General features: G+C 68.4%; 26 protein-coding genes. 5 read left to right on the top strand and 21 right to left on the bottom strand.

All coding sequences use genetic code 11. The features are described 5' to 3' along the window. Positions 1–78: 78 nt before the first annotated feature. The 5 genes from ABT170_RS14820 to ABT170_RS14800 all read right to left on the bottom strand — a co-directional run bounded on the left by ABT170_RS14820 (position 79) and on the right by ABT170_RS14800 (position 3,465). Positions 79–756, bottom strand: a complete 678-nt coding sequence (locus ABT170_RS14820; protein ID WP_351867419.1) for a hypothetical protein — start codon at positions 754–756, stop codon at positions 79–81. A gap of 330 nt (positions 757–1,086) precedes the next feature. Further along, entirely contained in the window at positions 1,087–1,335 is a 249-nt protein-coding gene (locus ABT170_RS14815) for a hypothetical protein (protein ID WP_351867416.1), read from the bottom strand. A 531-nt stretch (positions 1,336–1,866) separates the two neighbouring features. Next, the gene (locus ABT170_RS14810) at positions 1,867–2,664 is read right to left on the bottom strand and encodes a hypothetical protein (protein ID WP_351867414.1); all 798 of its coding nucleotides are present in this window, start codon (positions 2,662–2,664) and stop codon (positions 1,867–1,869) included. A 135-nt stretch (positions 2,665–2,799) separates the two neighbouring features. Continuing rightward, positions 2,800–2,991 carry a hypothetical protein gene (locus tag ABT170_RS14805; RefSeq protein ID WP_351867411.1) on the bottom strand — a complete coding sequence of 64 codons (192 nt, stop codon included), beginning with the start codon at positions 2,989–2,991 and terminating at the stop codon, positions 2,800–2,802. Positions 2,992–3,093: 102 nt separating this feature from the next. Further along, entirely contained in the window at positions 3,094–3,465 is a 372-nt protein-coding gene (locus ABT170_RS14800; protein WP_351867408.1) for a hypothetical protein, read from the bottom strand. A 322-nt stretch (positions 3,466–3,787) separates the two neighbouring features. On the opposite strand from ABT170_RS14800, the gene ABT170_RS14795 reads away from it, so the two are divergent. After that, positions 3,788–5,002, top strand: a complete 1,215-nt coding sequence (locus ABT170_RS14795; protein ID WP_351867406.1) for a recombinase family protein — start codon at positions 3,788–3,790, stop codon at positions 5,000–5,002. Next, a complete protein-coding gene (locus ABT170_RS14790; RefSeq protein ID WP_351867404.1) occupies positions 4,999–5,403 on the top strand; it encodes a hypothetical protein in 405 nt (134 codons plus the stop codon). The genes ABT170_RS14795 and ABT170_RS14790 overlap by 4 nt, the downstream gene beginning before the upstream one ends. Positions 5,404–5,570: 167 nt before the next feature. On the opposite strand, the gene ABT170_RS14785 is transcribed toward ABT170_RS14790, so the two are convergent. Then, positions 5,571–6,020 (bottom strand): hypothetical protein, encoded by a 450-nt coding sequence (locus tag ABT170_RS14785; protein ID WP_351867401.1) that lies wholly within the window; start codon positions 6,018–6,020, stop codon positions 5,571–5,573. Positions 6,021–6,268: 248 nt separating this feature from the next. Beyond that, positions 6,269–8,563 (bottom strand): DEAD/DEAH box helicase, encoded by a 2,295-nt coding sequence (locus ABT170_RS14780; RefSeq protein ID WP_351867398.1) that lies wholly within the window; start codon positions 8,561–8,563, stop codon positions 6,269–6,271. A gap of 216 nt (positions 8,564–8,779) precedes the next feature. Here ABT170_RS14780 and ABT170_RS14775 point away from each other — a divergent pair, with 216 nt between their 5' ends. Beyond that, the gene (locus tag ABT170_RS14775) at positions 8,780–8,953 is read left to right on the top strand and encodes a hypothetical protein (RefSeq protein WP_351867395.1); all 174 of its coding nucleotides are present in this window, start codon (positions 8,780–8,782) and stop codon (positions 8,951–8,953) included. Positions 8,954–9,087: 134 nt separating this feature from the next. Here ABT170_RS14775 and ABT170_RS14770 read toward each other — a convergent pair whose 3' ends face one another. From ABT170_RS14770 to ABT170_RS14740, 7 genes are all read right to left on the bottom strand, one after another. Next, on the bottom strand, positions 9,088–9,519 hold the full coding sequence (locus tag ABT170_RS14770) for a hypothetical protein (RefSeq protein ID WP_351867392.1): 432 nt from the start codon (positions 9,517–9,519) through the stop codon (positions 9,088–9,090). A gap of 286 nt (positions 9,520–9,805) precedes the next feature. Then, positions 9,806–10,324, bottom strand: a complete 519-nt coding sequence (locus tag ABT170_RS14765; protein WP_351867389.1) for a hypothetical protein — start codon at positions 10,322–10,324, stop codon at positions 9,806–9,808. A gap of 300 nt (positions 10,325–10,624) precedes the next feature. Then, the gene (locus tag ABT170_RS14760; protein ID WP_351867386.1) at positions 10,625–11,236 is read right to left on the bottom strand and encodes a TerD family protein; all 612 of its coding nucleotides are present in this window, start codon (positions 11,234–11,236) and stop codon (positions 10,625–10,627) included. Between the two features lie 283 nt (positions 11,237–11,519). Then, a complete protein-coding gene (locus tag ABT170_RS14755) occupies positions 11,520–12,068 on the bottom strand; it encodes a hypothetical protein (RefSeq protein ID WP_351867383.1) in 549 nt (182 codons plus the stop codon). A 218-nt stretch (positions 12,069–12,286) separates the two neighbouring features. Next, positions 12,287–12,838, bottom strand: coding sequence for a hypothetical protein (locus ABT170_RS14750; protein ID WP_351867380.1), 552 nt, complete (start codon positions 12,836–12,838; stop codon positions 12,287–12,289). Positions 12,839–13,264: 426 nt separating this feature from the next. After that, entirely contained in the window at positions 13,265–13,666 is a 402-nt protein-coding gene (locus ABT170_RS14745) for a protein kinase family protein (protein ID WP_351867377.1), read from the bottom strand. 233 nt (positions 13,667–13,899) lie between these two features. Then, complete coding sequence (locus tag ABT170_RS14740; RefSeq protein WP_351867375.1) at positions 13,900–14,850, bottom strand: hypothetical protein; 951 nt, start codon at positions 14,848–14,850, stop codon at positions 13,900–13,902. Between ABT170_RS14740 and ABT170_RS40610 the strand changes: the two genes are divergently transcribed. Continuing rightward, on the top strand, positions 14,743–15,435 hold the full coding sequence (locus ABT170_RS40610) for a helix-turn-helix domain-containing protein (RefSeq protein ID WP_502970520.1): 693 nt from the start codon (positions 14,743–14,745) through the stop codon (positions 15,433–15,435). The two genes, ABT170_RS14740 and ABT170_RS40610, sit on opposite strands and share 108 nt — an antisense overlap. A gap of 47 nt (positions 15,436–15,482) precedes the next feature. On the opposite strand, the gene ABT170_RS14730 is transcribed toward ABT170_RS40610, so the two are convergent. The 6 genes from ABT170_RS14730 to ABT170_RS14705 form a co-directional block, all read right to left on the bottom strand. Next, complete coding sequence (locus tag ABT170_RS14730; protein WP_351867370.1) at positions 15,483–15,953, bottom strand: hypothetical protein; 471 nt, start codon at positions 15,951–15,953, stop codon at positions 15,483–15,485. 64 nt (positions 15,954–16,017) lie between these two features. Next, positions 16,018–16,614: a DUF262 domain-containing protein gene (locus ABT170_RS14725; RefSeq protein ID WP_351867367.1), complete on the bottom strand. Its 597-nt coding sequence runs from the start codon at positions 16,612–16,614 to the stop codon at positions 16,018–16,020. Between the two features lie 96 nt (positions 16,615–16,710). Beyond that, positions 16,711–16,977, bottom strand: coding sequence for a hypothetical protein (locus ABT170_RS14720; protein WP_351867364.1), 267 nt, complete (start codon positions 16,975–16,977; stop codon positions 16,711–16,713). A 463-nt stretch (positions 16,978–17,440) separates the two neighbouring features. Continuing rightward, positions 17,441–17,743 (bottom strand): hypothetical protein, encoded by a 303-nt coding sequence (locus tag ABT170_RS14715; protein WP_351867361.1) that lies wholly within the window; start codon positions 17,741–17,743, stop codon positions 17,441–17,443. Then, entirely contained in the window at positions 17,740–18,489 is a 750-nt protein-coding gene (locus ABT170_RS14710) for a DUF6283 family protein (protein ID WP_351867358.1), read from the bottom strand. Before ABT170_RS14710 ends, ABT170_RS14715 begins: the two co-directional genes overlap by 4 nt. A gap of 198 nt (positions 18,490–18,687) precedes the next feature. Further along, positions 18,688–19,605, bottom strand: a complete 918-nt coding sequence (locus ABT170_RS14705) for a hypothetical protein (RefSeq protein ID WP_351867355.1) — start codon at positions 19,603–19,605, stop codon at positions 18,688–18,690. 393 nt (positions 19,606–19,998) lie between these two features. Here ABT170_RS14705 and ABT170_RS14700 point away from each other — a divergent pair, with 393 nt between their 5' ends. Next, entirely contained in the window at positions 19,999–21,162 is a 1,164-nt protein-coding gene (locus ABT170_RS14700) for an MFS transporter (RefSeq protein WP_351867352.1), read from the top strand. Positions 21,163–21,342: 180 nt separating this feature from the next. Here ABT170_RS14700 and ABT170_RS14695 read toward each other — a convergent pair whose 3' ends face one another. After that, positions 21,343–22,479 carry a hypothetical protein gene (locus tag ABT170_RS14695; protein ID WP_351867349.1) on the bottom strand — a complete coding sequence of 379 codons (1,137 nt, stop codon included), beginning with the start codon at positions 22,477–22,479 and terminating at the stop codon, positions 21,343–21,345. Positions 22,480–22,481: the final 2 nt, after the last annotated feature.

Below are 22,481 nucleotides of genomic sequence, written 5' to 3'. Positions count from 1 at the left end.
CAAGAGCGTCTTCCTCTGCGGCGCGGGCGCCGAGCCCCTGGCTGCGCTGACAGTCCGGGGCCCGGCACGGAGGGTGTTCTACATGGGCTCGCTGATCTCGTCGAAGAACGTGGCGGCGCGCTCCAGCACGTCCTTCTGGGTTTCGCTCAGTTCGTCGTTGACGTCGCCGTGCGTGCCGAACAGCTCCACGGCGGTGTGGGCGAGAGCAGCCAGGTCCCAGCCGTTGAACGTCCCCAGAAGGGACGCCAGAACGTCCTCTCCGCCCCGTGCACGGGAGGCCCGTGCGCGCGTGGCTTGGCGGGTGCAGGGCTGCCCGATGCGGGCCTGGGCGCACTCCTCGGCATCCGCATGCGGCAGGCAGTCGGCGCAGGCCAGCGTGAAGGAGCCACAGACCACGTGCTCACCGCTGCGGCGAGCCGAGTGCCGCCACTGCGGCAGATGGCAGCGGGTGCACCGGCGCTGACAGAGGCGGCCAAGGCCGTCTCGGAGCGCGGCGAGGACGTGGGCCATCTCGTCGATGCTCAGCTCGAAGAACCTCACGTCCGCTGTGCCGTCGTCCCGGATCAGCAGCGAGTCCTCGTCTGAGGTGTCGGTGTACGAGCCCGGCGCGGCAGCTCGGGGCTCTTCGACATCACTGCCGTCGGCGTCGACCAGGACGAAGTGCTCGCCGCCGTGCAGGGCAGAAACGGCGGCGCTCCACAGTTCCCAGTGCAGGCCGTCGGCGCGAAGGGTGGCCCGCTCGGAGTGGGTGGTCACGAACACGCTCCCGCAGCCGGCACGCTCGAACGACAGGCCGGGCTGTTCCGCCGGACCGCCAGAGCGACTGACTTCAAGATCAGGAAAGGCGGCGGTCAGGTAGCGGGCGGCGTGCTGCTCGGCCCGTGAGAGTGAAGCTGCCCATACCTGCCGTGCTGCGGTTTCCGGGCAGTGGGAAGCGAAGGTGATGTTGTGCGGCATTGCGGGCTCCGGCGTGGTCGGGAAGTCGGACGCCGGAAGACTGCTGCCGGACCACGACGGAACCCCATCCGTCGCGAATCTCCGTGCCGATTGCACCAGGTACACGAGGCTGATGGCCAGCCAACTGAACTACCTCGTGACCTGCCACTGCTGGAGGAAGAACGGGTCCGAAGGGGCCGCGTCCCTCAGCGGATGACCATCGGCCGAGAGCTCGTCCCGGGAGACCAGCATCGGGACGGCGCGGGTGTCGCCACTGGACAAGTGAGGGCAGAACTCCAGCGCCAAGTCCTTGCACTTGGCGTGCAGCGCGGCTTGGAGCACCTGGCCCTCAGGGGTGGCCAGTACCCACGCCTCCTCGGGCAGCTCATCGCCGCACACCTGGCAGAGCCACCGGTTGTGCGCGAGGGCGCAGCGTGCCCCATCGAGGGCGAGCCATAAGACGTAGTCCGCGGTCCGGGGAGCGACCCAGGGCACCGGCAGGCCCTTGTGGACCGGGCGGGGCAGCCCGGGCGGGACCGAAGCAGCGAGCCCGGACTGTTGCAAAGCGCGCCAAATAGGGACTTCCATGCCCAGCGCTGAGCACTGGACGTTGCCGCAGACGAAGCGGCGGATCTCCACGTCGTACTGAAGCGGCTCAACGCACTCTGCGCAGGGTGGTGCAGGGAAGCTCACAACCCCATCCTCTCCGAAGGAACCTACGGGCGTCCTTATGGGACCCGAGCGGTCCATGGCCGACGATCACGGATTCTGGGATGGGGCGCAGCAGATCCGTGAGTGCCCGCGAGTCCTGCGACGGCCCGGCGCAGGCGGAGGGCGATACCGCAGGGGCACAGGCCCCTGGTCGTTGGACAGGCCGACGGCCAGGGGGTACGCCGCCGCCCGTCTGACGGTGACGGGCGGCGGAAGATCTCAGTCCAGGGTCTCCAGCCAGGCAATCAGCCCACGCTCGTACCGGTCACGGGCCGCGTCGGCGACGGCCCGCAGTGCGGCCAGACCCGGCACATGGGCGTCCACGGCGTCGCGCATGAAGCCCGGCATTACGGCGGCAAGCTGCTCCTTGGTCCGGCCGGCTGCCAGCCCGGGGCCCCGCCGCTGGGCACTGACGGCGAGCTCAGCGAGCTGCTCCGCCGTCATCGAGGTCTGCGCCGTGCTGACCGTGTCGCCCGGGTCCTTGTTCAGAATCTCGAGTGCGTGCGCCTGCCACAGCGTGACGCCGTGGCCCCGGAACTGGACCTTGCCGGATTCCCACCCGCAGGCACAGAGCAGACGAGTGTCGTCGTCGCTGTGGTGGTGCCAGTTCGGGATGTGCCTGCCCGATGTCCAAAGAGCCTGCGCATGCTCGGGGCACGCGTGACCGCTCAGCGGCCGGTGCTGGAGCCAGCCATCACTTGACCAGTCCTCGCGTTCTGGAGGCGCACCGGAGAGGGAGGCGATCATGTCGAACTGGCGGAGGCAGCCAGGTACCAAACACGAGCGTAGGGACACTCCACTGCGCTCCCACTCCTGGTGAGCGAGCAGCATTTCCTGTGCGAGTACGTCAACGACGGCGGAAGCCACCATGTCGGCCTCACCTCCTGATAGGCGGATCGGCTGCTGTGCCGAGGCCATCGCAAGAGCGTTGGGGCCGAGTCTGATGGTGATCGTACGGGCGGCTGCTGCGATGCGGGAGCGTAGCTCGTCGACGCGTTCCGGTTCGATGGGAGGCATCTGGTCTCCATTCTGGGGCGGGGTGCATGGTGGCCGGTGAACCGGCCATGTCCTGCGGCGCTCGGTGGGGCGTCGGGTTCACGACTTGCCCGGGCCCCACAGCGGCCGGGGGTCAGTGGGAGTGGCGCGAGGCGGTCACCAGCCAGGTGGGGGCGGCGGCTCCCACATCGATGGGAGCTCCTCCTCGCGGGTGTAGCTGGGATCGATGACGCCCAACGGGCAGTCCACGTCGCAGTACTGACCGGCTGCGGCGTGGCAGTAGCTGCATTCCTCATCGAGGAGTAGAGCCGTCTCGGCATTGTCGAAGCGGCGTTCGGCGTAAGGCATGGCGTTGAGGCCTCCTGACCTCTCAGTGGCCCGGGTAGACACTGTCGGTGCGGCGTCGCCGCCGTGTACTACGTCCGCAGGCACGACCCGGGCCGGCACCGGTCAGGACGGGGTGACGTCCGGCTGCGGATGGTCGGCATCGGGACCCGGGCAGGCACGGACGGTGCACCAGTGCGAGCCGGCGAAGGTGACACCGCCGTGTGTGACGATCGCGGCGGCCGCCAGCCCCCTCGCGAGCGCGTTGAACGCTTCGGCTGCCGCCCCTCGCTTCGGAGAGTGGAACTGGAGAACGTCGCCCTTGGAGCCGACGACGCTGGCCGACTCGCTGGCGATGGCTACGAGCACGTCAGTGGGACGGTCGCGGAGCTCGGCGATATGGAGGGGCACGGCAAGCCGCAGCGTTTCGAGAAGGGCGACGTTTCCTGCGGCTGCGTTCTGGGTTGACTCGGAGCGGCGGACGGGACGAGTGGGCATCGGCTTCCTCGGGCTGGGGGCGTTGAGGAGGCCGATGCTGCGTTCAGGAGGCTGAATCCATCACACCGTCGCGAATTTCCTGACCGTCGGGTCTGCAGGTATCAACTGGTGCTGTAGGGGTCGAGGTTGGAAAACGGTGACTGTCAGTGGGGCCTCATAGGGTCGAGGTACCGCGACTCTCTCCTGTCTTCCTCCCTTTGAGGGACAGCGATGAGCCTCATGCCGCGTCTGCGGATATGACCCTCGGCCTGCCATTTGAGCCCGGCCGCGGTCATTCGCCACCGCGAGGACACATCCGCTCTCTGAGCACCCAGGAAGGACCATGACTTTCCCCTTCGGACCGCCCATCGACCTCAGCGACCTGGCCAACTTCGTACAGGTGGACGCGCGCCTCCGCCGGTCGGCCTTCGTTGGCCGGGTCTCCACCAAGGACAACCAGAACCCCAGCAGCTCCATCCCCCGGCAGGTGGCCCTCGCCGCCCAATGCCTGGAAGAGGGGGAGGAGTTCGCGGCGTACTTCTGGGACGTCGAGTCCGGAATGCTCCCTACCGAGGCCCGGGGCCTCGCCCCCCAGGAGATGTACGACGCGCTGCGCGTCCCGACCCGCCGGGACGGTGGCCTCCAGGACCTTCTCGCCCACGCCGAGCCGATGGGCATCACCCACGTGCTAGCGGAGCGCGCCGACCGCGTCGCGCGGGCCATGCTGGCCAGTCTGACCGTGGAGCACGAGCTCCAGAAGTCCGGGATAGAGGTGGTGTACGCCAACGAACCGCAAGGCGGGACCGAGTCCGGCCGGCTGCGTACCCGCCGCTACGGACAGGTCGAGGCGGAGGTGTACCGGACGGTCATGCTGGAGATGTCCATGGGCGGGCAGTTCCAGCACGCCCTTGGCGGATGGAACCACGGCTACCCGCCGTACCCCTACATTGCGGTCGTCGACGAGAACGCACCGCCGCCGCCACGGGGCCGGTTCGGAGAGGCGCGGCCGAAGAAGAAGCTCGCCCCGCACCCGGACGCGCGACGCTTCGACGCCTCTCGGGAGCTGTGCCGCCTGCGGCGTGAGGAGCACCTGAAGTCGGGAGACATCATCTCGATTCTGTCGGCCGATCCGGAGCGGTACCCGATCGAGGGCCAATGGACGCACAACCTCGTCGAGGGCCTGATCGCAAACCCGAAGCTCACCGGCTATCAGGTCTACAACAGGAAGGCGTCCCGGACCGGGCAGCCAGGCTTGTCCCGGTGGAATCCGATCTCGAAGTGGGTGTGGTCGCCGGGCCCCGTGCATGAGCCCGTGGTGAGTCTCGCGGAGTGGAAGCAGGCCCAGGAGGTGACTGCCGGGCTCAGGGCGGGCGTGGAGGGCGTCCCGCTGCTGCGCATTCAGGCCGCCGCTCGTCGACAGGGCCTGACGGTCACGAAGGTCGACAGCACCAGCAGTCACACGCGGTACCGGATCGGCGCTCGGCAGGTCGTCCTGCCCACCCCCATCCCGGATGCGGTCGCTCAGCAGATCATCGAGGACCTGGAGCGTGCGGCGTGAGCGAGGCCATCGAGTGCCAGGCCAGCCGGCGCGGCCGTCTGTGGGTGGCGCACGAGCCCAAGCACGGCGTGTACGGGAGCGGGCGGACGCTGCGGCTGGTCCGCGCGAGCGTCGAGGATGGTCTCGCGCTCGTAGGCGTGACCGCCGAGGTGAAGATCATCCCAGTGACGCCGGAACTCGAGGAACTGCGTGACGCTGAGGATGCCCGCGCAACGGCCCTGGCCCAGGCCGTGAAGGCTCTGGCTCTGCGGCGGACATCCTTGAGCGACATCGCCCTGGCGACCGGAGCGTCCGTCAAGCAGGTGAAGCTGATCCTCGCCAGACCAGCCGAGGATCCGAGGGCGCACGCGGATCCCGCCTCCGTTCCGACGGGAATCCGCTCGCCGGCCGTCCTGCCGTGATGTGAGGAGAGCACGTCGTGGGCGATCGGTCCGGTCGGTCCTTCCTGGGTAGCGAAGCGTGATAGCCGACTGACCGGTCGCGGTGACGCTGTTCCTGCTGCTTGAGGGAGCCGATCGCCCGCCTCGCCCATGGCCGCTGGCTCTGAGACTTCGCGCGACCGGAAAGGCTACTCCAAAGGGACCACGTGGGCTGGGCGCCCCTGGCGCAGCTGGATAGTCGCAGCCGTCGCCAGGGCGGAGCTGACGAGCTTGGCGTGGCCGCCGATAGTGATCCGTGCATCATCCAGGGTCGCCAGCCGGCCGTCGATCAGAGTCCGGCGGCTGACCACCTCCACAGTGAACCCGCCGGGACTATGCTGCCGGGCCACGTAGCTTTCCGCACCGATGGTGCACTCCCAGGTTCCAGCCTCGGTCTCGGCCATGTCGACGAGAGTCCGGACCTGGTCCAGCGGACTCTGGACTGCCGGGTGGTTCTCGTCGACATGTTCCTCGAACGCCCGCCGTGCGAGCAGCGCGAATCGGTACCGGCCGACCTCGCCGCACAGCGGACACTCGAGCTTGTACCTGTCCGGGGCAGTGCACTCATCCTCGGTGATCTTCGGCTGTAGGCCGTTCACCGAGGGCTCGGATGCTCTCTGCTTGCGAGGTCGTGGGCTCACCGGCTCATCCCTGGTTCTCGGGTCGATGGCATTCGCATTCTGCCCATGAGGGAAGCGCCGCCGGACAGTTTCGACCCGCTGGTCTGGATGCCGGCCGGGGTGTGCACTGCTTCGCCAGCAGATCGTTTACCTGGACGGTGCTGAGCTTCCGCTCGAACGGGTGAGGCCGCGGGCGGCACGGCGACCTCACCTCGTAGGCCTGCGTATCACCCCGCGCTGGACCACCCGGGAAGAGCTTCCAGGCGGCGGCGCCGCTCGGCGGGCTGCTTGCCCTCGCGGACGAGGGCCTTCTGCTTCAGTAGCCAGCGGTAGAGGCCGACGCCGTCGATCGCTTCGTCGAAGGGGACCTTCAGGTGGCCGTGGTCGGCGGCCCAGTCGGCCAGGACCTCGAAGCTCGCCTCCCAGGCGGCAGCGTGGCCGTCCCACATCCATTCGGGCCGCTGTTCCAGAGTCTCCGCCTGACCGGCGGGCAGCGTCCCCCTGCGGTAAGCCGTCCGCTTCCGCGACACGGCGTTGCCGAGGGCGAATTGGATGCCGTCCTTGTTCACCTTGTACGGCTGTGGAACCCGAGCATGCCCGTGCTCGCTGATGAAGTCGTCGAGGTGCTTGAGAAGGAGCTCGAACTTCGCGTCGTGTACGTGCCACATCCAGCCGGGCAGGGCCTCGTAGTACGCGATCTCATCGGCGTCCATCAGCTTGTCGCGGTATCGGTTGCGAGCCAGCGTGACGAAGTTGTCCAGCCGGTAACCCGTGGGGGAGACGAAGCCCCGCGGCACCCTGGCGTGGCCCTTGACTGCGACGAACGCTTCCAGCTCCGTCCGCCCTTCCTCGCGCTTGGTGTCGGCAAGGCTCCACGTCCATCCAGGCTGCCCTGACAGCAGCTCCTCCCGGCGGGGCAGGAGCTTGCCAGCCGCGCGCAGAGACCTTTGACGAGCCGCCCAGGCCCCGAGGCTCCCGGCCTCGGTGGAAAAAGGCACAGCCGCGTGTCCGTGCTGCGCGACGTATCGCTCCAGCAGGCCGAGCCACCGGTACCAGTCCTCGGTGGTGTTCTCCAGGACGTGGACGCCCAAGGCCTGCACGAAGCGGGCCCCCACCGTCGCGCTGCCGTAGATCTTGACCTTCTCGGGCAGTATCGCCTGGGCGTCGATGCCGTCCGCCGTCGGCTCACTGCTCAGCCGACGGCGAGCGGCAGTAAGGGCAGCGTCCATGCGCTCGTCCTGATCGCGGAGCGCGGCCAGGACTCGCCACACATGCTGGAAGGCGCTGGCTTCCAGGACCGCCTGCGGATTCTCGCCCGGCGCGACGTAGACAGGGAGGAGGATCGTCGCCGGACGGTCGTGCTCGGGATGGAGCCTCAGCGCCCGGCCGACAGCCTGCACGATGTCTGTCTGGGAGGACTTCGGGTCGACCAGGCAGATGCCGTCGACGCTGGTGACGTCTACGCCCTCGGTCAGGGCACGGACGTTGTTGAGGACGACCCGTTCGTCCCCGGCGGGCGCGGCCAGCATGGCCAGCTGCTCAGCGCGCTTCCCTGCCGGGGTGGCGGCGTCCATGTGCAGAGAGGTGATCGTCACGCCTGCTGCTGCGGTGCCGATCGAGCCGAGGGAGGCAGAAAAGCGCTTGGAGCGGTCTACCCGGCTGTGGAAGGCGATCACGCTGCGCAGCTCACGTTCGCGCATGGCCCGCGCCAGGGCGATCTGAGCGGCCACCTTCGAGGAGTCCCCGGGGCCGGTCCGGGACGTCGCCTCCTTCTGGAGTGCGGCGTGCACGTCCTCGTCGGAGACCAGGACGATGGCCACCTCGTAGTCGGCCAGTAGGTTCCGCTGGATGGCGGCGCCGAACGTTAGCTCGTGAACCCGAGTGCCGTACTGCGCCTCGTCGTCCATCGAAATGACATCCGCCATGCCGTCCGCGCCCTCGTGAATGCGACTCGTGGCCGTAAGCGACAGACGGAACGCCGCCGGAATCCGGTCATTGTCGAGCACGACTGCGTAGGACTTTCCCGACGGTCCAGCGGTGTGGTGGGCCTCGTCCAGAACGATGAGGTCCAGCGGTGAGAGGGAACGTCCTGCGTACGCCTCGGCTATCCGCCCTACCGACTGATAGGTCGAGATCACCAGGCGTATCCGCCCGGCCTCCGCCGTATCGAGGAACGCGGCTACCCGCTCGGGGTCGACGGTCACCGGTACGTCCGCCCCGCCCACCGCGGAGTCCGAGCAGACGATGAGTGTGTCCAGGGTTCCGGGGAAGTCGGCTGCCCACCCGCGGTGCACCTGCTCGGCGAGTGCGAGGGTCGGCACTGCGACGAGTACCGAGTAGGCCGCCCGCCTTCGGGCCGTTTCACGTCCCACCAGGGACTTGCCCGTGCCGCACGCCATCACAACCAGTGCGCGGTCCCCAGCGGTCCGCATGATGGCGTGCAGCGCCTCCTCCTGATGAGGGCGTGGGGTGAAGCGGAACGCACTTCCAGAAGAGGAAGCGCGGGACCGGCTGGCATACATGCGGGCTCCGTGGGCGGGGTGATCTGAGTAAGGGAGCCGATGGTGCGCCGGGTGCATGAGGCGGCCAGAGTTTCCGCGAATTCCGGCCGAGCAGGGCCGCCAGATGAGCAAGTGAACTGAAGGCGTTGTCCGACGTGACAGACGGACAACGGGGCCAGCCGCGCAGTGTGGTGTTCATGGGTGCAGGTTCGTCTCAGCGCTTCTACCGTTGGCCTCATGAATGGAAATGTCGAGCCGTTCGGGGATTCCGGGTCCTCGCTGAACGCCGTGGAAGTTGAGACCGCCGACGGGATATGGATGCTGATCTACGGCGACGGCCCCGACTTCACCACCATGGACACCGCGTTCGTTCCAGCCGCGCTGATTGAGCGACGCGGGGACGTGACCTAGCGGCTGGCGTCAGTAGCCGGCCAGCCGCACCGGGCAGCGGAAACTGCACTCGCCTTCCATGACCGGCCGGCACGTCCTGGCCGCAATCGGCAGGGCCCAGGAGCGCGTCCTGGGCCCTGCCGGTGAATGACGGATCAGCACCCAGCTCGCAGCGGGGTGAAAGCGAGCTTGTCGCCCTCCGCGGCGGCGGCGGCCTTGGCGTACGTCGCGGAGTCCACCTCGTACCAGACGTCGTCCCTGCCTGTGTTGCCGTCGACGTCGTCGAGTTCGACGCACCACCGCGCGTGCCGGACGACCCGGTCATAGGTCTCCGTGCCCTGCTGCACCTTCCGGCAGGTCCGGGTCGGTTCGGTCGTGTACCAGGTGCGCGTCTTCCCCTTCGTCGTAGAGGTGTGCTTGACCCGCTTGGTACCGGTAGTGCACTGCTCGACCATCCGGGGGCGAGTGTCGGTCACGGTCTTCTTCGTGACGATCCGAAGGTCATCGCGCGCACCGGAGACAGTGCTGTCCTTGGAGCCACCGCAGGCGCTGAGCGCGCAGGCGAGAAGGGCGACGCCAGCTGCCATCCGAGCGGCCATACGGACGGGACGCGACATCGGCTTCGACTTCCCGGTGGTAGCGGTAGAGGAACGGATTGATATGGGCACGAACAACTGCTCCTGTCTCCACAAGTGGTTGGGGGGTGCGCTGCACTTGGCCGGCGCTTACGGAGCAGAGGGTCCTCGACGAATGCGGTGGTACCGAGTTCTGGCGAATCCCCCTCGGCACTTTGAGGTTGGAGCCATGCCAACCACCTACCGGGCGGACAGGAATGCCTCGGAGCCCAGAAGAAGCGTGGCCCGTGGACCTTGCTCATATGCGCTGCTGAACCGAGATGCCCGGCACCCGGTTCTCGTCGGAATGGACGCTGGAGCCGCACCTCCCGTAGCCGAGCCTCACGGCGCCGCACCTGCAGGAAGGTGAGACCTCGTCCAGCGAGGGTGGGAAGAAGTCGGCCCAGGCCAGCATCGAGGCAGTCCACCGGTCCTCGAGTAGCGCCAAAGCCTCACCCTTGGTAGCCGGACGTCCTTCGCGTCTTCCGGTGACGACGTACGCCAACCCCTGGCGGGCGACATCCACGAGCATCTCGCGCTGCTGGCAGGACCGGCCAGGGGGAATGTCTGCGGCCAAGCTCAGACTTCGGTACCCCTCCATGAGGTAGGGGCGCTCCGCAACCTCGCATGAGTCCAGTGCGGCAAGCAGGTCGTCGGCGAGCTGGTTGATGTGCAGGGTGGTGAACGAGCCGGCGGCGCCCGCGGTGTGCGTCGCGCGAGCGTCGAAGATCAGGCAGGCCCGCTTCAGGAGATCGTTGAGTGCCTCATCGTCTATCACGCCGCGAACTTAGGCCCAGAAGCGGACAACCGTAGTTGCCGAGCCTCACCGCTGGGTGCCCAGAACGCTGACTGCAGTGCTCGGCAGAAAGGTACGGCCCACCAGAGGAGGGAGAGGGCCGGTTTCTAACCGGGGCAATACCGTCGTCGCCGGCGGGGTGCTGGAGGCCAGCTCAGACGGAACGTCCGAGGCGTCTGGTGGCTGGGCAAGCCACCAGACGCCTCGATAACGCCTTCCACCCGAGGGCGGAGCACGCCGCGAGCAGCGTGCTCTGCTCCCTCAGCGGTTGCTGGGGGACCGCTACTTGTACGCGTTGCGCGGCCCCGCGTCCATGTCGATGGCCACCACCTCGGCCTTCTTCATCAGACCTCGGCGCACGAGGCTGACGAGCGGCCGGTCCTCGCACCCCGGCGCGGAGTAGTGCTCCAGCGCGTGGACGCTCACCCCGTCCGGGGTGTTCTCCAGCATGCCCGGCACGCACGTGTAGATGCGGCTGTTGTTGTTGGCGTTCTCAGCCGTGATGACGACCCGGTCGCCGAGGCCGTTGTCGAGTTCCATGGAGACGCGGTACTCGAAGAAGGACCCGGTGCCGTTCGACTGAGCGGAGTAGGCGACTGGGATCACGGCGCGTATCGAGTCGTCCAGGGCGATCTCGATGATCTCCTCGGCAACTCCGACCGTCTGGCGGCCGACGTCGCCGAGATGCTTCACCGCCCCGTCGGCTGTGGCGAGCTGGGCGGGTACTCCCTCCGCGGGGAAGGTAGCGACGGTCTCGACTCGGCCGTCTGCGTAGACGACGAGGGCGTACAGGTCGTAGTCCGTTCGGCTGTCCCACCAGCACCGCACCCGGATGCTGGAGGACTTGGTCATGCGGGCGGGCGCAGAGCCCTTGGTCATGTTGATGGTGCTCACTGCTGGTGGCGCTCCTTATCGCGTCGTCTTCGGACGTCGCCAAGGTGAGGCCGTTGATGGCCAAAGCACTTCTCCACGCGAATTCGCGTTGGCGCGGTCCACCGCCGGCAGGGGGCGCACGTGGTCCTGCGGACCCTGCCGGCGGACAGGCGGTCAGCGGTGTAGGCGGTCGAAGGCCCTCGGCACCCGCAGGGGGCGGGTGCCCGGACGTGCCACCGATTGGTGGCTGGTCTGTGCGGCGTCAGTCGGCCGGCACCCGCGGAGCCGTAGGACCGTCAGCTGGTCAGACCGTCGGCGAGGCGCTGTAGTCGTAGTTCAGGTAGCCCTTGCCGTCGTTGCGCCATTCGAGCTTCAGCTGTCCGTCGACGTACGCCTTCGCGCTCCCGACCGGGTAGCTGATCGTCGGCGTGGTGTAGCTGTTGTTGTAGTTGCCCCAGTAGTCGGAGTTCTCCAGCTTGGCTTCGATCCCGTAGTAGTTGCCGCTGCGGACAACCGGATCGGTGCCGGCGACGGACTTCGCTATCCAGATCCGCAGGTATGCGCCGTTGAAGATCGACGTGTCGTCGACCTCTCCAACGGGGCCGTCCCAGGAGGCCTTCGCGTAGCTGTACACCGTCGAGCCGGAGCGGGCGGAGCAGAGACTGATCTTGATGTCCCAGTTGTCCGCCCACGGGCCGGAGTAGGCCGGGTTGTCGATGGACTTCGTGCTGGTGGTGCACTTGTAGGAGAGCGCCGACGCCGGCGAAGCGGCGAGAAGCGAGGTGCCGGCGAGTGCGGCGAACGTGAGCGCGGCGGCGGTCCCACGGCGGGCGTTCGAGGAGAGGTTGCGCAACTGAAGTCAGCTCCAAAGTGATGTAAGCCGCATACCGGGCGGCGGGTGGGTGTGACGAGTCATGCCGACCTGCGCACGGCAGTCAGCGGGGTGGGGGAGAAGGGGTGTCTGGCCTGCTGGTCGGAGTCCTGGCATCGGCAGGCACGCTGGTCCGGCGGCGGATGAGCGCCGCCGCTACAGCGCTGTGGCTGACGTGTCAGCCGTTCCGGACAGAGCTGTCAGACGGCACTGGTGGGCTGGGGCCACCGGTACAGGTGCATGAGCTGCTCCAGGACCGGGGACGAACCGATCCCCAGAAGGACGCAGGCTTCCAGTCCATCCGTGAAGGATGCTCCCGGATGGCTCGTTGCCTTTTCCAGGCGCTGCTGCGTGGTAACTCCGATCAGTCCGCCGCCGACGATGTACTGCCAGAGCTCGGCGTACTGGTCCGCAAGCAGCACCAGGTCCGCCGATCCCCTGGCCGGGTGGGGGCCGGGGAACCCGAGCTTCAGCTTGACCAGCGGACTAGTGCCGCTCATCCCCGACCAGGAGGTGGCCACCGGCATACGCTCGTGCAGAGCGACCGACCCCATCTCGTCCAGCAGCTCGAAAGCGGTCCGAAGCTGCGGTGCCGGCCCGAACGTGCGCTCGTCGTCATGGACGTAGACAACGAACACCGGGCTCAGACCGGGCCCATCGCCCTCGGGGAACATCACCCCGGCGCCGTCCGCGAACACGCCGCCGGCCAGGAAATCCTGGCGCTGCCGCTCCTCGTCGGCGGGCGAGAACACGGCCGCCCGGGCGATCCGACCCGCTGGAGCCTGAAAGGACGGCCCCGGTTCCTGACCCCTGCGACTCCTGCGCGCCGCACGCTCGGCACGGCGTCGCTCCTCACGGTTCACTGACTTCTCCGTTCGTCGTCTGTCAGCACGCAAGGTCTCAGCAGATGCGGACACGGCATCAGAAGTCGTTCACGCAGCGGTCAAGACAGCTCGGTCGCGGACGCGCCACATTTGATGGCTGGCGCCCGGTGCCCGGGAGGCACCGATGGCGGACGGCAAGCCGATCCGTCTGCTCGGGAGGGAACCGACATGAGCCCGTCGCGTCGGCCCCTGCGGCGACGAGTCCGCGGCGACCTGAATCGACAGCGGCTGCTGCCCGGCGCCTTCGCCATGAAACGGCAGGAGCGCCTGCCACGGACTCGTGATGCTTAGGGTTCAGCAGAAGACGGCTGGGACGTCCTCTTCGGCGCAGAGCGTGAGGAGGTCAACGAACTCCCGCCCGACGCGCCCGTTGTAGCCGTCCGGACCCCACAGGAGGCCCTCGGGGTCACTGCGGCCGAGTTCGGCGAGTGCTTCGCTCAGCGCCGGGGCAAGCTCGCGCGCCTGCTCGGGCGTCAGCTCACCGCGGTCGTCGTCGTGGTCCAGAAGGTGACGCAAGGGACTGGTCACGCTGCTCCATCGACGGCCGCCGCCGTAGCCGTGCATCTGAGAGAGGTTGATGCCGATGTGGCTGGCGATCCCGCGGCGGAAGAGACTGAAGCCCGCGTACGACCACTGCGGCAACGGATCACTGGGCAGCGGTCCGTTCGGTCGGCCTGCTCGGATGGAAAGCCCCACGTCGTTCTCCTAGTCGTCCGGTGTGAGAGGAAGCAGGGGCGATGGTGCGGGTGTGGGGGGACGGAACGGCAGCGACGGCGAATCTGAAGGCGTGGCCCTCTCGTGGTCCTGTGTCGTCGACCATGACGCGCAGGACAGCCGCCCCCGCAGATCAGGGACGGACGCCGCGTGCGGGGAGGCCGGTACTCCCCGGTGCCCGACGCCTACGTCGGGCACCGGGGAGTAACACCGGGTCAGGGAAGGCACAGCCCCGTGTGGTCGACAGACTGCGCGCACCCGTCCGCGCACTGGTGCCCAGCGGCTGCCTGAGCGGTTCTCATCGCCTCGTGACAGTCGGGGCAAAGGGCCGGGGCCCCGGGCCAGTCGGTGGCCCGGGCGAGGAACGCCACCGTGCCGCAGCGCTGGCAGACGTCGCCGCTGGTGCGCAGCCACGAGGTGTGCAGATACGTGTAGACGGTGTCCGGCGGCGGAGTGCCGAGGGTGCGAATGTGTGCGCTCTGGCTGAGGACGCTCAGTTTGTCGGCGGGGACGATGACGTGGCGCAGGCGGCGGTCACCAAGGACGCCCACCCAGGTCAGTTCTGAGGCGCCGAGCGCGGCGAGCGCGTCCTCGGTGCCCTGCATGCTGCCGGGGTAGATGACAGCGGCCTCGGTCAACCGGGGCGCGTACAGCGCCCCGTTGGAGGTCCGCCAGATTCCGCGTTCATCACGCCAGAAGGTCGGCTCCCGTCCGCTGGTCAGGCAGTCGTCCACCCAGCCGGCCACAATGAACTGCATAACGCTGGCTGGTAGCCCACGGCTGCCGCTGCGCCTGGTGCCGTCAGTGATCAGGTCGTGGGCGACTCCCCACACGCGGCGGCGTGCTTGATGCTCGGCTGCGACGCTGAAGTCACCGTCCTCGAGGCCGTAGGCGGCGGCATACGCCGCTTCCCAGTTGATCGCCGCAGCACCGTCGGAGAGCTGATCGAGCGCCGCCAGCAACTGCTCCGGTAGGAGATCTGCATCGAGCAGGGCGGCCGCGTCCTCTTCGCTGATGCCCAGGGCATCGTGGGCCGCATCGATGATGGGGCGGCCCGCGTGGCCGATGTTGGGCAGGTGGGCAGTGATCCAGGCTTGAGGATCTTGCGGGGTGGGGTGGGCGGTGAGCTGGTCGCGGAGGCGACGAGCGAGGTCGTTGTCTGGCATGACCGCAAGAAACCGCGCTCCACGGCAGTGCGTCGCGCCATCGCGAATCCTGGAACGGGTAGGTCACCGAATCCGGCGGGCCGGCCACCGGGCCGGTCGCGGGTAGCCGCGCACCGCGGAACAGGAGCGTGCCAGCAACTTCCATGCGCCCGCGTCCTGTCGTACTCCCCGGCACGGGTTCCGGCCCGCACCGTCCTGAGTGCGGCGTATGACGGCGTCGCTGCAGTCCGTCTGCCACTGCCCCACGAGCAACACCGCCCCGACGAAGCCAGCACTCGTGCCCGAGACCGGAATCGTGCCGCTCACCGGGAGAGTGAGCATGCTCCCGGGCGCCAGCTGGCGCCCGGGAGATTGTTCGAGCAGAGAGAGGAAGACGACGTGTTGGGCAGCCGTACGTGGATTACCGGACTGGCGCGCAAGAAGCTGGGCGCCGACTTGAGGCGGGCGTACGACAAAGGAGCTTCGATCCGGACCCTGGCCGAGGGCTGCGGACGCTCCTACGGCTTCGTTCACCTCCTGCTTACCGAGGCCGGGACGACCCTGCGCCCTCGGGGCGGAGACACCCGAGGCCGACCCGTCGCCTGATGAGGAGGCCGTGCGGTGGAGTGCCCAGGTGGAGCAGCCCGCCCGTGTTACGCGCCGTTCTCGGGAATCAAGCCTGGAGGAGCGCCGGCGGTCCTGGCGAGCGAGGTGCAACCCGATGCGCCTCGGAGCCACGCGTCCGCATCAGGCGCGGGCAAGCACACCACGTCGGTAAGGCCGGACAGTTCGACATCGCGAAGATGGGTTTCCCACACCTGACGGCATGCGATAGCGACTGCGACCACATCGGCCGGCAGGTCTGGGCTGGGGCGGAACCACAGGCGCGCGAAGTACATCACCAGATCGGCGGCCGCACCGGCCATGCCTTGGCGCTCTCCTATCTCAGCAGCCCATGAAGCGATGTCCTTCGGAACGGTGCTTCTCCCGACGACGGCGGCCGCGGGGCCGGGCAGGTGGACCACGGTGTCGGCGAGGCGCTGGCCGAGATTGCCCACGTCGGTTCCCGGCACCGTGCTGGCGGTGACGAGCAGCAGGGCCTCAGCCGGGGCGGTCGCTTCCATGGCCGCAACCCTAGGGCCCTGCTGCGGGCCACATGGCCTCAATGCGCAGTTCGGGCCGGAGGACCTACGGCTTCTTCTCGGCGATCTCCCGGGCGTGCTGCATCTCCTGGCCGGTGTGGGGCGTGCCGCCGCCGTTGACGAGCAGGTACATGGCGGCCTCGTCATGGATCGTTCCGGCCGTCCGGAACTCGGCGACTTGGAACTGAGCGCGGCGGTCGAACTTGAGCCGCCTAGGCTGGCTCAGCCCGCCATAGCGGACGTAGGGGCCATCCTCGGTGAGCTCGGTCTGCTCCACGACCGCCGGGTCGAACCAGGAGGCGGGAACAGCGAACTGATCGGTGAACCACAGCTTCGCTGTCAGGATCCGCTGCTTCCCGTCGACGGCCGCCCATACCGCCGCCCCGGCCTTGTACACGTCTTCCGTGGCTGCGGCCCAGTTCGGGTTGTCGCGATCGCTGATGATGATCACGCCAGCGGGCAGGCCGATCATCCAGGAACGGACGAGTGCCACTCGCTGGTCCTCCGTCCAGACACTGCCCCGCTGGTAGGGAGGGTCCACGTCGAGCTGCCCTTCCTCGACCTGGCGAACGAGGTCGTGAGCCCCGCGGGCCCTCGGGTTCAGGGTGGTGTGCTCGATGTGGGTGGGCGTCTGCCGAGTCATGGGGATGAGGTTCCTTCGCTCTGAGGGACGGGGTACTCGGAGGGAGTGAAGCGTCCTTGCCGACCGGGCCGGAGCAGCGGCGAATCCTGCCTCCCGCTATCCCTTGATCCGGTAGTCACCGTCCTCGATCAGGCCCTCGTGTGCGAGCCCGTTCAGCAGCACCTGCGGGCGGGGAGCGGGGCCCCCTCGGGCCATCCACAGGCGGGTGGTCTTGGCGTCGTGCAGGTTGCCGTGGACCTGGAACTCGCCGCCGGCGGCCGTGCGGGCGTCGTAAGTGCGGCCGGACAGTGCCGCTACAGTCCGGTCCAGGTCGTGCGGGAGGAGGACTCGCAGGGTGATCGTCTCGTAGGGAAGCTGGGGCATGGCTGCTCTCCGATCGGTCCGCTCGGGACAGAAAGGTGCAGGCTCGGGGGAGCCGGGCACCTACGAAGCGCTGCCGCGGCTGGTCCGCGGTGGACGCTGTCCTGGTGGTCAAGACGAGCGCAGCCTGCCTCGTGAAGCGGACAGCCTCCGGAAGCACGTGGACGCCGCTGTGCGAACCTCCGCAGGTTGACGGTCGAGGGGCAGAAGCGGGAAGCCACGCATCGCGGGAACGACGACGGTCAGGCGGTGCGCTCGGTGAGGCTTACGGCATACGAGGGCAGTCCCTGGCGAAGGATGGTCGTGTTCGCCCCTTCCCAGAACTTGACCGGATCGAGGGTCAGAACCGCATCCGTCCCGCGCAGCGCCCGCTGCTCCCGGCAGAAGCGGTCAGAGAGCGGGACTCCGAAGTAGGCCGTGGCCCACCCGTCTGGCAGCGCCGGATCGGCCACCCTGCCTTCGGCCGTCAGGCGCCATGCTCGAAGCCGCTGAACGGGATCTCCGACGGAACGAGCACGAAGCCTTCCACGTACGTCCACCCGGCCTCCTCGGCCCACCGGCGGGCGACGTGAAAGCAGCGCCTGGGATGCTGGGCGTCCGGCATGGGCCAGGCAGCCGGCTCGTATGCCTGCCCGTGGTGGACGACGAGCTCCGCGAAGCTGGTGTAGACCCATGATTCGTCCCCGAGCGGCAGCTGTCGGTAGCGGGCTATCCACTCCTGGAGCGTGTCAGACGCCGCAGTGCTCGACTGGTTGGCATCGGCGGTCACCCGGCACCGCCCGAACGCCGGTTCTGCTTGCCCTCGGCAGCCACGTCCCCTCCTGGCAGCGTCTCGTTGTCTGCGCACATTTGCGACCGGCCCCGAAGAATCGGGGCGAGCGTCGGGTCGCCCTCCGCGACACCGTTGGCCACGGCCATCTCCGCGTAGTCGTCGTACAACTCGACCCCGGCAGGCAACGTCGGCACCTGAATGAGCCCGGCCTCCAGCAGTTTCAGCACCTGCTGGTTCCCCGAGGCGCCGCGCAGCAGCCACCCAGCACAAACCCGCGGCGCTTCAGCAGACGAGGAGTGGCAGCCGAATCGGCGGTCACTGTCCGGGTAGGACGTCGGAGCTGAAAGACGGAAGGCCTCCGCGGGAAAAGCGCCCGGAACCGCGTCCCGCCGCCAGGGGCACCGCTCCGTACCCGCGCAGGGGCTGCGCTGAGCGACCGGCGGCCCTTGGTAATCCACTGACGTCACGCCCCAGACCGGGCCCGCCGGCCGCTGCTGGGTGACCGTGCCCCCCTTTCGACTGCTCGGAAGCCCAGGGGCAGCCTCGCCGTCGTGCTCAGGATCTGTGATCAACGGTTGCCCGGACGCCAGGGTCGCATTCAACGCCTCCAGGACCTCGTCGACCGACAGACCGCGAGCGTTGGCCAGCCTGGCCAGGTGCGCGCGGACTCGTTGATCGTGCTCGGCCTCGTCGTCGAGCGGCTGCTCAGGACTGAGGAGGGTGCGGTCTGCCTCAAGGGCCATGGCTAACGACTCCTGGAGTGGTCGAAGAGGGGAGGATCGCACAGGAGCGTGGATCGCGGATCGTGGGCCCAGTCTGATCTCGAGCGCTCTCGACGCCGAGGCCTGGCGAAATCCTCTCGGCCGTCGGGTCGACGGGGTTACCGGTGGAGTTGCAGAACTGTGCCCGGGGCAGTCCGTTCAACATCCGGAAGCGCCTGGTCATCCGTCGTAGGTGAGATGGAACCGCCAGGTCAGTCCTGAGCCCCCCGAGCCGGGCGCTGGCGCGAGCACAGGCTGGCCCCGTACGAGTAGATGCCGGGCGACCACACTGAGTTCGGAGGACACGATGCTCTGATGCAGGGCGTGCAGGATTCTCGACCGGTCATCCTCGGCGCCGGGGGAGGAGGCTGCAGTCACATCGGCCCAGGAGAACCGAGTAGCTGGGGCGTCACCTGGGCCTTCCACCGTGATGCCGGAATCGTCGGCGTCGAGCCTCTGGCCGGGCAGGGTCCCGATGTCGGTCAGGTACGGCTTCCAGCCGCCGGCCGGTACTGCAACGGCTCCCGGCGTACGTGCCGTGCCGTTCTGGTGGTCGTACGCGAGCCACAGCACCACTGCTCCGTTGCCGTCCGGGCCGTTCTCTTCGTCAGCCGGGAAGCCAGGATCGGAACGGTGCGGCGGAAAGACCTGCTTCCTGCGGTAGGTGAACCATTCGCCCACCTCGTGGACGGCGAGCGTGCCGATGGCGTAGTGAGCCTGAGCGACCGCGAGCGCCAGGATCTCCTCGTCACTGGCCCCGGCGGCGCAGGCGGCCACCAGCATGTCGTCCGCCCAGTAGTGGAACCAGCGCAACTGGATCTTGCCCCGGTCAGGGTCTGTGACGTCGGGAGCCATGAACAGAACCCGCGGGTTGAACGATTCCGGACTCTCCCCAGCAGCCGACCACGTCAGGCGAATGTCGCGGTAGTCGTACGAGATGTCCGCCAACAGCCGGGTGAGGCGCCCGCCATGCTCCTCCACTGCTGTGTTCCGACAGGACTGGCATAGAACCTCTTCGAAGACCCAGCGCGACACACCGCACACACAACTCCCCGCGTCACGAGCGATCGGCGGCACGTACGGCACCAGCGACAGCATGAAGAATCTCCCGAACAGGTCTCGGCCCACGCCGCATCCGATGACCGGAGCAGCGCAGTCAGTCTGAACGGTCCTCCCGCTGGTGTCCCAACCACCGCGAGACCGGGCAGCACCCATGAGTGGAGGCTTGTCGGCGAGGACTGCGTGGACGGCGAAGGAAGTGCTCGACGAGGGTGTCCGGTTCACGGCCCACCATCCCGTCATGCGACAGCCAATCCACCCCGCACCAAGCTCTCCAGCCCCCGATCCGCGTGCCAGCGGTCCCGCTCGCGGACACTGCCGGCATGCCCAGCCGTCAGCACCAGCTCGAGCGGCCGTACTCGCACCACACCAGGACCCGCCGTGTGCCGGTGACGGAGCGCGGCCGCATGGCCGAGAGCACGGAGGCCGCAGGTGACAACCACCGCGACCTCCACGGCCCGCGTGGCCCCTTCGACGAAGCGGTCTCGGCTGCTCCTGATCGGATACTTCGCCACTCTGGGCGTGGTCATGGCCGTATGGGGCGCCCGGATGCCCGCCGTTCGCGCCGCTGCTGATCTCCAGTCCGGTGGCCTAGCCGTAGTTCTTCTCTCGGCCGCTGCCGGGATGGTGGGAGGCCTCCTGATCGGCGGCCGCATCGCTGACCGGCTCGGATCATCCCGCCTGCTGGTCCTTCCCGCTGTTGGCTTCGGCTTCTCCCTGGTCCTCTTGGGGCAGGGGCGCTCGCTCCTCACGCTGTCGCTCGCCGCCGCGGTGTTCGGGGCCTTCCACGGACTGCTCGATGTCGGAGCCAACGCCTCTGCAGTCACGTGCGAACGGGCTTACGAGCGTCCGATCATGTCCGGGTTCCACTGTGCCTACAGCGCCGGCGCGCTCCTCGGAGCCGCGCTGACAGCGGTGACCGCATGGCTGCCGCACGACCTGCTGTTCGCTGCTGTCGGCATCCTGGTCTCCCTGGCGGCGGTCACCTCCGGCCGCACGGTCCGGGCTGCAGGCCACCTCGACGCCCCCGCCGGCGCGTCACCCGACGATGAAGACGAAGCCGCGCTTCCCCGGCGCAGCCTGTGGCTTCTGGGTGCCCTCGCGGCGGCCTGCCTGCTCTGTGAAGGCGCCGCCGTCGACTGGTCCGCCGTACACATCAAGGACCTGGGTGGATCGGAAACCCTCGCCGCCGCCGCCTTCGCGGTCTACAGCGCTGCGATGGCGGTTGGGCGGCTGTGCGGGGACAGGATGCTGGCCCGTTACGGGCACGTCACCGTGGTCAGAATCGGTGCCGGACTCGGAGCCGTAGGCCTGGCGATCGGGGTGGCCTCCAACTCGATTCCGATAGCCATGGCCGGATGGGCCGCAGTGGGGCTGGGGCTGTCTACCGCCGTCCCCTCCTTGATTTCCGCCGCCGGCCGCGGAGGGCCACGTGCTGTCGGCACGGTCGCGGCCACCGGATATCTCGGTCTCCTCGCGGGGCCGGCCTTGATCGGCGCGCTCGCCTCCTGGACCTCTCTGCCGACTGCCCTCTACCTCCCCGTGCTCATGGCCGTCGTCATGGCGGCCACGACCCGCCGTGCACTGAGACCCTGAAGGCGGGCACCGTTCCCTTCGTGCCCGGACAGGTCCGAGTCGGCGCCCAAGACGCGCCCCACGATGAAGCGGCCGCCCCTGTGTCGGGGCGGCCGCGTCTCGCGGGGTGATCGGCATATCCGTTGCAGCGGTTCTGGCCGATCTGTTCTGTCGCGCTCGGCGTGCGGCGCCGGATGGGTGTTACTGGGAAACCTCGTAGGTGTAGGTCGTCCCGCCCTGGGTCCGAAGAGGCTTGCCCTCCGGTCCTTTCGTCACCTCCGGGAACAGGTCCTCTCGGTGCTCGTGGTACTTGAGCTCGGTGTCCTGCATGTCATGGTGCAGACGCGGATTCATGCACGTCATGCGCCGGTGCGGCGGCACCTTCCAGCGGTACTTCCACTCCACCTTCCGTCGACCGTCGGAGGCCGCCGCGTCCCGGTCAGCTTCGGCCTTGGCCGGTCGACGGGCGCGGGTGAGGTCGACGACGTGCACGACGCCGTCACCGACGGCCGGTCCCAGGCCTGACTGCCGCGCCTTCGCCTTCGCCTTCTTCCGCGCCGAGGGCGGCAGCACGTTGTGACGCTTGATGTCGACGAGCTGGGTCACCCCTGTGCGCTGCTGCATCATCTGCCATGCGGTGTAGAGCACACTGGCCCAGTCGTGAGGGCCTGGCTGGGGCTGTTCCTCGAAGCGCTCCCCGATCGGCAGCAGCGCCTCATCATGCCATCGCAGAGGCCCCCACAGGTCGGTGTACTCGCGGGAGAACAGTGCGTCGCGGGCCCGGGCCATCGCGGCCGTCACCGGCACCCCGTTCATCATGGCGACCGGAGCCTCGTCGGGAAGGTCCGGGATGTCGCCCGGCCGCGCGGAGTAGAAGGTGACCCATATCGCCTGCATCGTCTGAGGAAGGCGGGCGGGTTCCCCGGTTTCTTCCCGGCAAAGCCACGCGATGGGATGCTCGGGGCCGAGGTGTTCCATCTGCTCGCGACCCCACAGGGACCAGGAAGCGGCGACGATCGGGGTGTGCAGCTCCACCACGCGGCCGTCAGCCGCCATCACGGGCTCGGAGTGGTGGCCGATCGGATCAGCGAACACGATCAAGCCTGAAGGGCTGGGGAGCCGAGTCGCGGTGATCTTCTCCTTCGGAGGTGACCCGGCCGCCGCTGCTACGGCCATGCCGGTGGCGTTCGACCCGAAGGAGTAGGTGCGAGCCTGCTCCAGCCGCAGGGACTCCTGGCTGGCCAGCACCTTCGCCGCCCAATCGGCGGTATCGCAGGCGCCCAGGTTCGGCACATCCGGGACGGGAAGGACGGACCAGCCACCCTGGCGGATGGCCATGC

The organism is Streptomyces sp. NPDC001787 (genome assembly GCF_040297465.1).
In the GTDB taxonomy this organism is placed as follows: Bacteria; Actinomycetota; Actinomycetes; order Streptomycetales; family Streptomycetaceae; genus Streptomyces.
Note: the sequence above shows the minus strand (reverse complement) of the source record. Positions and strands in the feature narration are given on the sequence as shown.

Excerpts from the sequence above, each read along its gene's own strand:
- ABT170_RS14810 (WP_351867414.1), bottom strand. The coding sequence starts at position 2,664 with ATGCCTCCCATCGAACCGGAACGCGTCGACGAGCTACGCTCCCGCATC.
- ABT170_RS14805 (WP_351867411.1), bottom strand. The coding sequence starts at position 2,991 with ATGCCTTACGCCGAACGCCGCTTCGACAATGCCGAGACGGCTCTACTC.
- ABT170_RS14800 (WP_351867408.1), bottom strand. The coding sequence starts at position 3,465 with ATGCCCACTCGTCCCGTCCGCCGCTCCGAGTCAACCCAGAACGCAGCC.
- ABT170_RS14795 (WP_351867406.1), top strand. The coding sequence starts at position 3,788 with ATGACTTTCCCCTTCGGACCGCCCATCGACCTCAGCGACCTGGCCAAC.
- ABT170_RS14780 (WP_351867398.1), bottom strand. The coding sequence starts at position 8,563 with ATGTATGCCAGCCGGTCCCGCGCTTCCTCTTCTGGAAGTGCGTTCCGC.
- ABT170_RS14775 (WP_351867395.1), top strand. The coding sequence starts at position 8,780 with ATGAATGGAAATGTCGAGCCGTTCGGGGATTCCGGGTCCTCGCTGAAC.
- ABT170_RS14770 (WP_351867392.1), bottom strand. The coding sequence starts at position 9,519 with ATGGCAGCTGGCGTCGCCCTTCTCGCCTGCGCGCTCAGCGCCTGCGGT.
- ABT170_RS14740 (WP_351867375.1), bottom strand. The coding sequence starts at position 14,850 with ATGCCAGACAACGACCTCGCTCGTCGCCTCCGCGACCAGCTCACCGCC.
- ABT170_RS14730 (WP_351867370.1), bottom strand. The coding sequence starts at position 15,953 with ATGGAAGCGACCGCCCCGGCTGAGGCCCTGCTGCTCGTCACCGCCAGC.
- ABT170_RS14725 (WP_351867367.1), bottom strand. The coding sequence starts at position 16,614 with ATGACTCGGCAGACGCCCACCCACATCGAGCACACCACCCTGAACCCG.
- ABT170_RS14720 (WP_351867364.1), bottom strand. The coding sequence starts at position 16,977 with ATGCCCCAGCTTCCCTACGAGACGATCACCCTGCGAGTCCTCCTCCCG.
- ABT170_RS14710 (WP_351867358.1), bottom strand. The coding sequence starts at position 18,489 with ATGGCCCTTGAGGCAGACCGCACCCTCCTCAGTCCTGAGCAGCCGCTC.
- ABT170_RS14705 (WP_351867355.1), bottom strand. The coding sequence starts at position 19,605 with ATGCTGTCGCTGGTGCCGTACGTGCCGCCGATCGCTCGTGACGCGGGG.
- ABT170_RS14695 (WP_351867349.1), bottom strand. The coding sequence starts at position 22,479 with ATGGCCATCCGCCAGGGTGGCTGGTCCGTCCTTCCCGTCCCGGATGTG.